Genomic DNA, 13,669 nt, shown 5'->3' with positions numbered 1-13,669 from the left:
CCATGTCTTTAACCATACATTTTCACCCGCTATTCTGCTTGTCTTTTAGTCAATATGTAGCAAATATCAATTAAAGGGCAGACGTCTATAATTTCTTGATTTGACATATATCAATGCAGTTCCAAATTGATATACTCCTGCCATAAAGTATTACATTAGCAAGATTTGAAGGACATTAAAGCATGAGCAGAAGTAATGGTTCTTGCGGTAATAGCAATCACCTCCACCTGATAAAGTCAGAACAGGATTGCAAACATTGCCAAAGTGAGAAGCTCTGCCTGGCCTTTGGGCTCGGCCAGGAAGCTGTCAGCGAGTTCAAGGGTATCATTAAAGAACGAGGCCCTTACGCAGCTGGTGACACCATCTACCGACAGCAGGATCAATTTCGATCTCTGTATTCAATCCAGTCTGGATCAATTAAAACGGAAACGGTTACTGCCGATGGGCGACAGTCTGTCATGGGGTTCTACCTGATCGGTGATCTACTGGGAATCGATGCCATAGGCGGGAAAACTTACCCTAATGATGCCATAGCCATGGAAACAACCTGGGTCTGCGAAATCCCTTATAAGAGCCTGCTGAATCTCTTTTCTGGTCAACCCTACCTTCAACAGCAATTTATCAATCGTCTGGGTGGGAAAATTCACGCTGATGAATACAGCGGTAAGGTGATTAGAAATGAGTCTGCGACACGCCGAGTGATGCACTTTCTCTACCAATTATACTGGCATCAAGCCCGTGACAAGGGTCCCACCAGCCGACTGCATCTGCCCATGAGTAAACAGGATTTGGCTAGTTTTCTGGGACTTACCCCTGAGTCATTCAGCCGGACATTAACTCAGCTGCAAAAACAAGGACATATCGAGAAAGAGTCGCATAAAGTCATTGTCCTGCTGAAGACTCCACCATCAGCTGAATCCGGGCACATCGAAATACTGGATATCAAATAATCACTCAGACAAAGAGCAGATTTGAAAATCTGCTCTTTGTCTCTTGTTTTCAAGACACCATTCAGATCTCTGCAGCCAATCTGGTTCCCTGATTGATCGCTCGTTTTGCGTCTAATTCAGAAGCAACATCAGCGCCACCAATCAAATGGACGGGGACACCCTGGATTTGCGCAGCCAGCTCTTTATTGGGTTCCTGGCCGGTACAGAGCACGACGGTGTCCACATCCAGAATCCGTTGTTCCCCATTAACCAACAGGTGCAACCCCTGGTCATCAACCTTCTGGTACTCGCAACCAGATAACATCTGAACGCCTTTCTTGATTAAATCAGTGCGATGAATCCACCCCGTTGTTTTTCCGAGATTCTTCCCAACTTTGGAGGATTTTCGCTGCAGCAGATACACTTCCCTTGCCGCACTTTCAAAACGAGGCTTTACTCCCTCTATCCCAGCACGTGCCTGCATTGACATATCAACGCCCCACTCAGCCATAAAGGCTTCTATGTTCAGGCTGGTTGATTCACCCTTATGAACAAGCACTTCACTTATATCAAACCCAATACCGCCGGCACCAACCACAGCCACTTTGGCCCCGGCTTTAGCACCGTTCATCAGTTCCAGATAAGTCAGCACCTTTGGATGATCCACCCCCTCAAAGTCTGGTATACGCGGAGTAATACCGGTAGCCAAAACAACTTCATCAAAGCCCCCTGCCTGCAGCTGCTCACCGGTAACCCAGGTGTCTAACTTCAACTCAACTCCAGTCAGCTCGATCTGTCGTTTGAAATATCGTAAAGTCTCGTAAAATTCCTCTTTTCCTGGAATCCGTTTGGCTATATTGAATTGCCCACCCACTTCACTTGCCCCGTCAAACAAGGTGACTTGATGACCTCTACGCGCAGCCGTCGTAGCAAAGGCCAGACCAGCCGGCCCTGCCCCAACCACGGCAATATTCTTGGGGTTATCTGTACTGCTGATGACTAACTCAGATTCTTGACAAGCTCTGGGATTGACCAGGCAGCTTGTTAATTTTCCGACAAAAACATGATCCAAGCAGGCCTGATTACAGCCGATACAGGTATTAATTTCGTCAGCACGCTGATTTTCCGCCTTAATGACAAACTCAGGGTCTGCCAAAAACGGCCTTGCCATTGAAACCATATCAGCATCTCCCCGAGCCAACACGGACTCGGCAACATCTGGCATATTGATTCGATTGGAAGTGATGGTCGGAATAGTCAGCTCAGCCTTGATTCTTGCAGTTGCCCAGGTAAAAGCAGCCCGAGGAACCTTAGTTGCGATAGTTGGAATTCGCGCCTCATGCCAACCAATACCAGTATTGATAATGGTAGCTCCCGCTTTTTCTATGGCTTTTCCAAGTTCTACGACTTCCTCAAAAGTACTGCCTCCTTCCACCAGATCAAGCACTGACAGGCGATAGATCAAAATAAACTTTGCTCCAACAGACTCTCTAACTCGCCTGACCACTTCTACCGGGAAGCGAATGCGGTTCTGATATCTCCCGCCCCAATCATCATCTCGCTTATTGGTTCGCTCAACGATGAACTGATTAAGTAAATAGCCTTCGGAACCCATGATTTCAACACCGTCATACCCCGCCTCTTTAGCCAGAGATGCACAATTAACAAAATCCTGGATCTGCCGTTCAATTTCCTCTTCATTCAGCTCTTTGGGTTTAAATGGATTAATCGGTGCCTGAACCGCAGAGGGCGCGACAAGTTTAGGGTTATAGGCATAGCGACCCGTGTGCAAGATCTGCATACAAATCTTACCGTCTGCTTCATGCACGGCATCAGTTACAATCTTATGATTGGCTACATCTTCTGCACTGGCCATTAACGCAGCACCACCATGGACAGCACCTTCTTGATTAGGACCGATACCACCGGTAACAATAAGACCAACACCGCCCTTGGCTCGTTCAGAATAGAAAGAAGCCATCCGCTGAAACCCATTTGGAGTTTCTTCCAATCCCAAATGCATGGATCCCATCAGTACCCGGTTTTTCAGACTGGTAAAACCGAGATCAAGTGGCTTAAGCAGATGTGGATAGAGCTCATGTTGGCGGCTAGCATTCATGTTTATCTCTCTTCATTCTAAAAAATACAATTTATTATATGAGCCTCTATCCTGCGCCCGTCAGGCAACAGGATGGCTTCCTCAGGTAATCCGATTTCCTGTTTCCGGGATCAGGCTTTGTTTTTTTCGGGAGCCAGCAATGGAGGCTTAACTGCTCGTAAAGATTCAAACTCAGGTTTTTTACCGGACATTTTGGCAGCAAAGGTCTGCATCATATCCGTCGGCTGGAACATCCCTGCCTGCCAGGTGGCCATGTAATTAAGGCTATCCGCCAGGGAGTGATCACGAGAATAATTGATCATCTGCTTACAACCCGAAACCGCCAGTGGCGATCGACTGGCGATCTGCCGAGCAATATTCATCACCCCATCGATCATCGATGACTGATCTTCATACACTGTATTCACCAATCCGCAACCCAAAGCCTCGGTCGCGGGAAGTTTTCGAGCGGTATAGGCGAGTTCTCGCGCCAGGCCGGTTGGAATCAGTTGTGGTAACCGTTGCAAGGTACCTAGATCTGCTGTCATACCCAGTTCGGTCTCCTTGATAACAAAGTAACTGTCTGCCGTGCAGTAACGCATATCACTCGCGCAGATAAGGTCCAACGCCCCTCCAATACATCCCCCTTGAATTGCCGTGATAACTGGCAAGCGGATATCTTCCAGAACACTGAAACAGTCTTGTAGCTGTATAACCAACCTGCGCATAGCTTCCGCCCGGCGACCCGCCTCTCCGCTGAACATTTCAGGATCAGGCTTAGTGAAGACCTCAAGATCCATCCCTGCACTGAAATGCTTGCCGGAAGAAGAAATAATCAGAACGCGAGCGTCTGCAGCCACATCCAAAGATCGAATGGCTTCTGGAAACTCTTGCCAGAAAGCCCGGTTCATCGAATTATGGGATTCAGGTCTACTCAGTTGTAGATGAGCAATATGATCCTCGACCACTAAGTTGAATGTTTCGTATGTCATATCCCCTCCCTAATGGGGTTGTTTGGCGCCACTGTCACAACTAAAGCAAGGCAACTGAAGATCTGGAAACAGACTAGTAAAACCATATCTAGACACTGTCAAGATAAAGATCTATTTTGACAGTGTCAAGATAGCTTGTTAAATTTCTCCCTATGCCTACACCAAAAAGTAACTACCATCATGGAGATCTTCGTCAGTCACTACTGATGAATGCCACAGATATCATCAAAGAAGGTGGAGTCGAAGCGCTATCCATGCGCAGACTCGCAGACCGCACCGGCGTTTCCAGAACAGCTCCGTATCACCATTTCAAAGATAAAAATGAGTTGCTTTGTGCCATTGCTGAACTAGGGTTTCTGCAACAGGAACAGTCCATACAGAACATCCCCTCGGAGCTGACCTCTCAAAACGGCATGCTTTTATTTGAGAAGTACGTGCTCGCCTATATCCAGTTTGCAGATCAGCACCCTGAGACCTACGACCTGATGTTTGGAAAAGAGATCTGGAAAATTGGTGAGCCAACGGAACGCTTAAAAGAAGTATCCAAAGCCAGTTTCAGACAATGGATGTCTTGGGTAGAAGAACTGCAGCAACAGGCTGTGCTACCCGATACCGAATCATCACTACGGGTAGCGCAAACCTGCTGGGCAACCCTGCACGGTCTTTGTCGTCTGATGAATGACGGCATATACCTTGATCGTAAAGACCTGGAGGAAATGGGTCGTACTGCGGTTTCGATGCTGATAAGCAAGCATATCAATAGCTAGCAATGTCGACTTTTAAAAGTATATCCCAGCTCAGCTGAGCTTACTGATAGACGAAATGACCTGAAATCCCGACATATCTGCTTTATTTAATTTAACCGTCCCCGACGAGCTGATTAACTCAGAGTTGGGTACTCCTGTTTATTTGGTCTAAAGTATTACTTAATATCCTGAAAGAAAAATAGAGGCCTCTCTATTGATCCATAGAGAAAGTACAGCTATGGATAGCAAGCCTGATGATTGGACCCTTCTGATTGTAGACGACAATTCGGAAAATATCCGAGTGCTGGGAAACATTCTTCGCCATCACGGCTACCAGATAGCTATAGCGTCCAGCGGACATGAAGCCTTACAGCGCTTACCCTGGATAAAACCAGATCTGATTCTGCTGGATATCATGATGCCCGACTATGATGGGTTCGAGACCTGCAGGCGCCTGAAGGCCTGGAATCAGACCCGGGATATACCGATCATCTTCGTTTCGGCAATTGATGACACTGATCAGATTGTTCGTGGTTTCCATCTTGGAGCCGTTGATTACGTCACCAAACCTTTTATTAAGGAAATCCTGCTGGCCCGAGTAGAAACTCACCTGCAATTATCACAGGCAAGGCAGTATCTGGGTTTACTAAATCTGGAATTACGCCGTGATTTGGAAAAGCAACGGACCCTGGGAGAGCAAGATCCGCTGACAGGACTCGCTAATCGCCGAATACTTGAACCCAGGCTGAAAAGCGAGTTGGCTCGTATGGCTCGCCAGGGCCAACCAGTGAGTGTTGCTATGATTGATTTGGACTGCTTTAAACAAATCAATGATAACTTTGGACACCAGGTCGGAGATGAACTGCTCATTCTGGTCGCGCAGAAGTTACGCGAAAACCTGAGAGAAACAGACATCGCCATTCGTTATGGTGGTGATGAATTCTGTTTGATTTTCCCCGAGACTCCCCTGACGGCAATAAAAAGAAGCTTAAACCGTATACAGCAATTGCTTTCAAATCTCAGCCACTACAGAGAAAGCCAGCCTGTTACCGCGAGTATCGGAGCGGTACAGGCATTTCCCAAAGAATGCTGGCAGGCACTTTTAGGCCGTGCCGATCAAGCGATGTATCGAGCAAAGCAAGAAGGTAGAAATCAGGTTTATTACGAAACAGAGAACACCCATCTGATCAAAAGGTAATAAGCCAACGGGATACAGGATACCAGTGAACCAATATGATGATTACAAATGCGGTTCTACTCAATATTGGACAAAAATTCCTGAAATCCACTCTGACGGCTCCAAGGAACCTACTAACAGGCCCCTTGGGCCTCAAAGGACCTGTTGAGAACATAAGGGACTTATTCGCAGGTTCCCTTATGGTATTTGCTATGTTTGTTTCTTTCGCTCTGGCATCTGAATCTCAGATTAACAACACTACCTCCCCTTTTAATCCGGGTACCAATCCCCCTTATCCCTATCATTCCAACCCCTACAGTTATGAATCCCTGGCAAATAGAAACTTCGAAGGGGTAACGCTTAATATACTCGTCCATGAGAAACCAAACATGGGCGAGCCAGTAGAGCGCCATGCCCGCCAATTTGAACAACTGACAGGCGCTAAACTGATACTTCACCATGTCCCCTTTGGCGAACTCTACCCACGGGTATTGTGGGGGTTACGTAACCACTGGTATGACATCATTTTTTTTGGCTCGCTTTGGCTGCCGGACACCGCTCCCTACCTGCTGCCCATGCCAGACAAAATGCTGAACTCAGCACAACACAAAGACATTATTCCCTACCACCAACAGATAGCCATCTGGGAAGGAAAGGTTCTACAGGTGCCAATCGATGGTGATCGACATTTCTTCCAGTATCGATTGGATGTCTTTCAGGATAGCAAACTAAAGGCCCTGTACCAGCAACGCTTCGGCATACCTTTGTTGGTTCCTCGAACCTGGAAAGAGGTTAATCAGGTCGCATCATTTTTCCATGGCAAGACGTTAGTATCAGGAGAGCAGATAAACGGCTTGGTAGAAATCACCAAAAAAGATGATCTGATGTTCTCAAACTATATAAAACGAGCAGCTCCCTATGCCAAACACCCTGCAGTAAAAGGAGGATTCTATTTCGATCTGGAAACAATGGAGCCATTAATCAACACCCCGGGGTTTGTAGAAGCATTAAAGGACTTTACCGAGTCCCAACACTTTTACCCACCGGGTGGTAATGAGTTTGGCTTAGCCGATGTCAATCAATCATTCGGAAAAGGCTCCTCCGTTTTTACTGATAGTTGGGATGACTCGTTTATATATGCGATGGAGAAAAACTCCCCGATACACAACAAGGTATCCGCCTTAATATCTCCAGGGTCTCGTGAAGTATGGAACCGTAAGACTCAGCAATGGGATTATTTTCCAGCTATTAACTATGCTCCCTACATAGCATGGGGATGGACTTCAGCAGTCGCCTCTAGCACAGCATACCCCGAAGCTTCTTTCGATTTTCTCGGATTTTTCGGCAATACCAGAAATCATAACAGTGATCTTTTAATAGGACGGTTTGGAGTCAATCCTTTTAGAAACAGCGACCTAAATACTGATTTCTGGATAAAAGGCGCGGACTGGAAACCTGAGATAACCCGTGCTTATATCGCCACATTTGAACAACAGAAAGCCATTAAGAATAGAGTATTTGATCTACGGATTATCAGTGCAGGTCTGTATATGAAGGCCTTGTCCATCGGCGTAAAACGAGCGCTGATGGGAAAAAGCAGTGCCCAACAGGCACTCGACGACGTTGCTCATAAATGGCGAAAACTGAATGAGACGATCGGTATCGAAAAACAGCGGCGAGCCTACCGTAATGTTGTCCGACTCGAAGACAGTATTCAGTAGCCAGGTAACACTGAATGAGGAGCAGGAAGCTCCGAAGACCAGCCCACAGTAATACAACCTGCAAGCAGGCAGAGCAAAACGTATCCTTCGGACAGCACCAATGAAGATAGTCAGTAGTATCCGCAACTACCGCAAAAACCATCCACTGTCCGCCAGACTGTTAGCATACATTTTGCTAATCAGCTCTGCTCTGACGCTATTTGGTACTGGCCTGCAGGTTTATAACGACTACCGAAACGATGTCAGTCAAATTCACGCAGATATACAAACAATTGAAAAGAGTTTTCTACTGCCTCTGGCAACCGGCGTCTGGAATCTTGATCGTGAACAGGTAACCTTACAGCTGCAAGGAGCACTTAAATTAAGGGACATGATACACGCAGAAGTGCGCGAGAATCGTAAGGGCAAGCTCCATGTGCTGGTACAGCAGGGTAGCTATGAAGCTAACGACAGCATTACCGTAACCTTTCCGCTGAATTACGAAAGTAGCGGTTTTTCCGCTCAGGTGGGTGAGCTTCAGGCAACATTCAGCATGAAAGGCGTTTATGCCAGATTACAGGAAAAAGTGGTTCTGATATTAGTCACACAGTTTATCAAGACGTTTATCGTATCATTTTGCATACTGATAATAATTCATCTGTTAATCACTCGGCATTTAGCACAATTGGCCAACCTGGCGTCCGCCATCGACTTTAACGACCTGGACAATCACTGGCAGCTTAACCGTCACAAAAGGCAGGGAGCCCGCCGGGATGAGCTTGACCGATTAGTCGATTCATTTAACCGTATGCGCAATGATCTGAGAGTCCACTTGGAGCAACGAGCAGCAGCCGAAGAAAAATTACGCGACTATCAGGAAGAGCTGGAGTCCGTCGTTTCAGAACGCACTCAGGCATTGAAAAAGAATATGCATCAGCTGGAACAGGAAATTAAGACTAGAATTGCTTCAGAGCAACGGGCAGATAAAGCGAACAAAGCCAAAAGTGAGTTTCTTGCGAATATGAGCCACGAGATTCGCACCCCCATGAATGCCGTTCTCGGATTTGCACAGATATTAGCGGACGGGGAAACTGATCCAGAAAAAGCACGGCACCTCGCATCAATTAGCAGCAGTGGCAAAACTCTCTTGTATTTAATCAACGATATTCTGGACCTGTCCAAAATAGAAGCAAATAAACTGGATTTAGAACTGGGACCGGTTTCTCTTCCAATGCTTTTTCAGGAAATAGAAACCATGTTCGCCAATCAAGTAGCAACTAATGGCTTGGACTTTCCGATACAAATCCAACCAGGACTCCCTGCTAATTTATTAATGGATGAGAACAGAACGCGCCAGATACTGATCAACCTTATCAGCAATGCCGTCAAATTCACCTCAAAAGGACAGATATCCTTGCAGGCCGAATACCAACGGACTCCTTCAGACCACAATCAGCTCAATCTAACGATAACAGTTGCCGACACGGGAGTAGGAATTCCAAAAAACCAGCAGCAATCTATTTTCGGTGCTTTTCAACAACGTAGCGGACAGAACTCAGCCCTGTACGGGGGGACAGGACTGGGCTTGACCATCACCCAGCGCTTGGTCAGACTGATGGGTGGTGAGATTTCAGTAGAGAGCATACCGGAACAGGGGGCAACGTTTAGCGTATGGCTACCGAACATCAGAGCGCTCTCTCACAGAGTAACTCTACCCGCCTCAGACACATCTCTGGACTTTGAGCGAGTAATATTCGCTCCGGGAAAAGTGCTTATATGTGATGACATAGCACTCAACCGCGAGCTACTGAAAAATTTCCTGCGGCCCTGGAATCTGAGCACACAGATGGCCTCCAACGGACAGGAAGCGCTGTTGGCGGTCCGTAGGGATAAACCGGACTTGATACTGATGGATATGAAAATGCCCGTTATGGACGGTTATGCCGCTTGTAAAGCTCTGAAATCCGATCCTGCCCTGAAGGATATCCCGATCATCACTGTGACAGCTTCTGCAATGTCAGACGAAGAAGAGGAACTCAAAGAATATTGTGACGGTTTTTTACGTAAACCCATAAACCGTGCAGAGCTTATTTCCGAGTGCATGCGTTTCTTACCTAACCGCTACCGCCCGTTAACAGAATTCACCAATGAAGCAGATTCAAGAGTGATTTTCAGTCGTGACGCGCTCAAAACACCTGCTGAATTATTTCCCATCCTGCTAACGAAGCTGGCCCTGACGCGCCAGCTAATCAGAAAAATGATAATCCAGGATATCGAATATTTTGCTGAAGACATGATGACGCTAGCCAAAAACAACCGGAACACTGCACTGCTGCACTGGAGTCAGGATCTGCTGGAAGCTTCCCGATCGTTTGACAGCCAGCTGATCACCCGTTTACTGGAACAGTTTATCCAAACTATCGAAAAAACCTCCTGTTAACATATCTCTGCCGACTTTACCCCAGATCCACAAAATCTGATTGACCTCAGAGCAACCCAACACAGAGCTTTACAAAGTCCTGAGATGTAAGAATCCCGACTAACTGGCCCCGCTCAATGACGGGCAAACAGCTGTGTTTATTGTCTAAAAAATACTGCCCTGCAACTTTCAAATCCATGGATGGGTCAGCAACCTGAAAATTTGTTTGCATAATCTCCCGAACACTGTGCCGCTTCTCTTCATCTTCCAAACCACTCACTCCGACCTGATCCACCAGTTTAATAACTTCAGCCAGTACAACTCGCTGCGTTAACAACCCTACTAGAACGCCTCCTTCACCAACCACAGGCAAATGACGCACGTTCAGTTTTTTTAGAGCAGACCGAGCCTCTCTTAAATTAGCGCTTTCCGATATATAGACTACGTCTGAGGTCATTATTTCTGCGACTATAGGCATCCTGATATTTCCTTTTCAGTCATTATCGAAGCTGGTAAGTACGACTTGGACGGCAAGCAGGACTTAACCAATCGTTTCTACTACCCGTTGATTCTAGCTTAAATTTAATAACTTCCTTGCAGTTTCAATATTATACAAAGCTGTAGCAATTCTCACTTACGGCGCTAGGATAGACGCATGATATTCAGCTAGAATAACATCATGCAAAAAAGGAGTCCTTACAAAAGATAAGCTTACAAGGGAAGATTAATTCAAACACCCCAGTCGGGTTGAGACTCCTCTGCAGCTTGGTCACTCTCATAGGTATTGGTATGGAAATTATCAACCGATCAGTAACGACAGATAGCAAAGAATTCGAATCACCCAATACACCTCCCTCTTATCCAGATAACTGGTATACACAAGAGACTGAAGACGTTTTCAAGGTACTTCAATCAGCTGAAAGTGGTCTCTCATCAGAAGAAGCTCAGGTCCGACTGAAAATTCATGGTAAAAACAGGCTGCCGGAAGCTAAAACACGAGGGCCATTTTTACGCTTTTGTTATCAGTTCCATAATGTCCTGATATATGTGCTTATCAGCGCAGGGATTGTCACTGCAACCCTAGGTCACTGGGTCGATTCCGGTGTGATATTTGGAGTGGTCGTTGTCAATGCAATTATCGGTTTTATCCAGGAAGGTAAAGCGGAAAATGCCCTAAAGGCGATACGGCAGATGCTTTCCCCAACAGCAATGGTCATACGCGCAGGACGGCATTCCACGATAAGAGCCGAGGAGCTGGTACCTGGAGATATCGTCATGCTTCAGTCAGGCGACAGGGTACCTGCTGATCTACGACTATTTCGTGTCAAAGGACTACAGATTCAAGAGTCAGCCCTAACCGGAGAATCTGTAGCCGTAGAAAAAACCACATCCCCCGTCAAACCCGACAGCGTTATCGGCGATCGCATTGATATGGCCTTTTCAGGCACTCTGGTTACCCACGGCCAGGGAGTTGGAGTCGTTGTCACTACCGGCGCTCAGACTGAGCTGGGACACATTAGCGAGTTAGTGGCAGACGTAGAACTGGTAACAACACCGTTACTGCGGCAAATGGCTCAATTTGGTCGGTGGTTAACCGCCGGTATACTCCTGTTAGCCGCTGCAAACTTCGCATTTGGTGTTCTAATTCGAGAATACTCAATGACCGAAATGTTCCTGGCATCGGTTGGGCTGGCTGTAGCAGCGATACCGGAAGGATTACCAGCGATAATGACCATAACACTGGCCATTGGCGTTCAGAGAATGGCCCGTCGAAACGCCGTTATCCGCAGATTACCGGCTGTCGAGACTCTGGGGGCGGTAACCGTTATCTGTTCTGATAAAACAGGCACCTTAACCCGCAATGAAATGACAGTACGAACGGTTAGCACCGCTGAAAGTCTATTTGAGCTGGCGGGGACGGGTTACGACCCCCACGGTGCAATATCTCTGGAACAACAAGAAGTACCGCCAGAACAGCATCCGCTGTTAATAGAGATACTGCGAGCTTCGCTGCTCTGCAATGAAGCATCACTGGAAAACGCCGACAGCAGCTGGTTAGTACATGGTGACCCGATGGAAGGGGCTTTACTAGTCGCTGGAGTGAAGGCGGGCCTGGACATAGAAACAGAACTAAAACAATACCCTCGCTCAGATTTAATTCCCTTCGAATCTGAACATCGGTTTATGGCCACATTACACCACAGTCACAGGGGTGAAGCCTTTATTTATCTCAAGGGAGCACCTGAGCAGGTGATAGAACTATGCAACAACCAACGGTCTGTTGATGGAGACAGCCCTTTGGATAAGGATTTCTGGCTTGCAAAAATAGAGGCCCTGGCCAACCAGGGTCAGCGAGTGCTGGCTATTGCAGTAAGAACGGTCGAGAGTTCCCAACGGGAGTTGACGTTCAACGATGTGAAAAGCGGTCTGACTATGCTCGGTCTGTTCGGTCTTATAGACCCACCTCGCCAAGAAGCAATCAACGCAATTAAAAAATGTAAACGCGCCGGAATACGAGTGAAAATGATCACAGGAGATCATGCATTAACAGCCCGAGCTATTGCTCGACAAATCAACTTGCACAATGTTGATGAGGTTCTGACCGGCCAGGACCTGGACTCAATGGATGAAAACGAGTTACAGGAAGAAGTGCAACGTGTTGATGTTTTCGCCCGAGTGAACCCAGAGCATAAATTGCTACTGGTAAACCTGATGCAAAAGCAGAAAGATATCGTTGCGATGACCGGTGATGGCGTTAATGATGCCCCGGCATTAAAGCGCGCCGATATTGGTACAGCCATGGGCCAAAATGGCACAGAAGCAGCCAAGGAAGCGGCTGAAATGATATTAGCCGATGACAACTTTGCCTCTATCAGCTACGCCGTAGAAGAAGGACGCACGGTTTATGACAATCTAACAAAAGCAATTCTTTTTATACTGCCAACCAATGGCGGCCAAGCCTTAACGATTCTTGCCGCAATTTTATTCGGATTCCATCAATTACCATTAACGCCCGTACAGATTCTCTGGGTTAACATGATAACCGCTGTTACTCTGGCACTGGCATTGGCTTTTGAACCACCTGAACAAAATGTCATGCACCGCCCACCACGTGATGCCAGCAAAGCTATATTAACCCCACATCTGATTTGGAGAATAGCATTTGTATCTGTCATTTTGATGGCAGGAACCTTTGGCTTGTTTCTTTGGGAAATGGAACAAGCGGCATCCATTGAGCATGCACGAACCGTCGCAGTTAACACGCTGGTAATGTGTGAAATTTTCTACCTGTTCAACTCTCGTTATATTACTGATTCAGTACTTAACAGGGCGGGATTTCTGGAGAATAAATATGTACTGATAGCCATTGCCATTCTTATAGTGTTCCAATTAATTTTTACCTACTTCCCCCCCATGCAAGCACTGTTCGGGACCACCGCAATCGGATGGGAAGTTTGGCTGCGTATTACGATCATCGCTTCCAGTGTTTTATTTCTTGTCGAAATTGAAAAACTTATTATACGCCGTTTGTTGCCCGTTCAATCGAATGAATAACCTTTTCGATCCTTATTATCCGGAACTTCAGCGTCATAATTAAGTGACGCTGA

General features: G+C 46.7%; 9 protein-coding genes. 6 read left to right on the top strand and 3 right to left on the bottom strand.

What is annotated here, in order from left to right; genetic code table 11:
• Positions 1–182: 182 nt before the first annotated feature.
• Positions 183–950: a Crp/Fnr family transcriptional regulator gene (locus tag BGP75_RS19775; protein WP_076720607.1), complete on the top strand. Its 768-nt coding sequence runs from the start codon at positions 183–185 to the stop codon at positions 948–950.
• Positions 951–1,011: 61 nt separating this feature from the next.
• Here the strand turns inward: BGP75_RS19775 and BGP75_RS19770 are convergent, their stop codons facing one another.
• On the bottom strand, positions 1,012–3,048 hold the full coding sequence (locus tag BGP75_RS19770) for an NADPH-dependent 2,4-dienoyl-CoA reductase (RefSeq protein WP_076720606.1): 2,037 nt from the start codon (positions 3,046–3,048) through the stop codon (positions 1,012–1,014).
• Between the two features lie 110 nt (positions 3,049–3,158).
• Positions 3,159–4,019, bottom strand: a complete 861-nt coding sequence (locus BGP75_RS19765) for a crotonase/enoyl-CoA hydratase family protein (protein WP_076720605.1) — start codon at positions 4,017–4,019, stop codon at positions 3,159–3,161.
• Between the two features lie 152 nt (positions 4,020–4,171).
• On the opposite strand from BGP75_RS19765, the gene BGP75_RS19760 reads away from it, so the two are divergent.
• The 4 genes from BGP75_RS19760 (at position 4,172) to BGP75_RS19745 (ending at position 10,082) form a co-directional block, all read left to right on the top strand.
• A complete protein-coding gene (locus BGP75_RS19760; protein ID WP_076720604.1) occupies positions 4,172–4,786 on the top strand; it encodes a TetR/AcrR family transcriptional regulator in 615 nt (204 codons plus the stop codon).
• A 217-nt stretch (positions 4,787–5,003) separates the two neighbouring features.
• Complete coding sequence (locus tag BGP75_RS19755; protein ID WP_076720603.1) at positions 5,004–5,963, top strand: diguanylate cyclase domain-containing protein; 960 nt, start codon at positions 5,004–5,006, stop codon at positions 5,961–5,963.
• A 191-nt stretch (positions 5,964–6,154) separates the two neighbouring features.
• Positions 6,155–7,663 (top strand): ABC transporter substrate-binding protein, encoded by a 1,509-nt coding sequence (locus BGP75_RS19750; RefSeq protein ID WP_158070140.1) that lies wholly within the window; start codon positions 6,155–6,157, stop codon positions 7,661–7,663.
• Between the two features lie 100 nt (positions 7,664–7,763).
• Positions 7,764–10,082, top strand: coding sequence for an ATP-binding protein (locus tag BGP75_RS19745; RefSeq protein WP_076720601.1), 2,319 nt, complete (start codon positions 7,764–7,766; stop codon positions 10,080–10,082).
• Positions 10,083–10,128: 46 nt separating this feature from the next.
• On the opposite strand, the gene BGP75_RS19740 is transcribed toward BGP75_RS19745, so the two are convergent.
• Positions 10,129–10,539, bottom strand: coding sequence for an HPP family protein (locus tag BGP75_RS19740; RefSeq protein ID WP_076720600.1), 411 nt, complete (start codon positions 10,537–10,539; stop codon positions 10,129–10,131).
• Between the two features lie 311 nt (positions 10,540–10,850).
• On the opposite strand from BGP75_RS19740, the gene BGP75_RS19735 reads away from it, so the two are divergent.
• Positions 10,851–13,616 carry a cation-transporting P-type ATPase gene (locus BGP75_RS19735; protein WP_083704934.1) on the top strand — a complete coding sequence of 922 codons (2,766 nt, stop codon included), beginning with the start codon at positions 10,851–10,853 and terminating at the stop codon, positions 13,614–13,616.
• The last annotated feature ends 53 nt before the right edge of the window (positions 13,617–13,669 follow it).

The sequence above is a fragment of the Motiliproteus sp. MSK22-1 genome, from assembly GCF_001968815.1.
Lineage (GTDB): Bacteria > Pseudomonadota > Gammaproteobacteria > Pseudomonadales > Balneatricaceae > Motiliproteus.
Note: the sequence above shows the minus strand (reverse complement) of the source record. Positions and strands in the feature narration are given on the sequence as shown.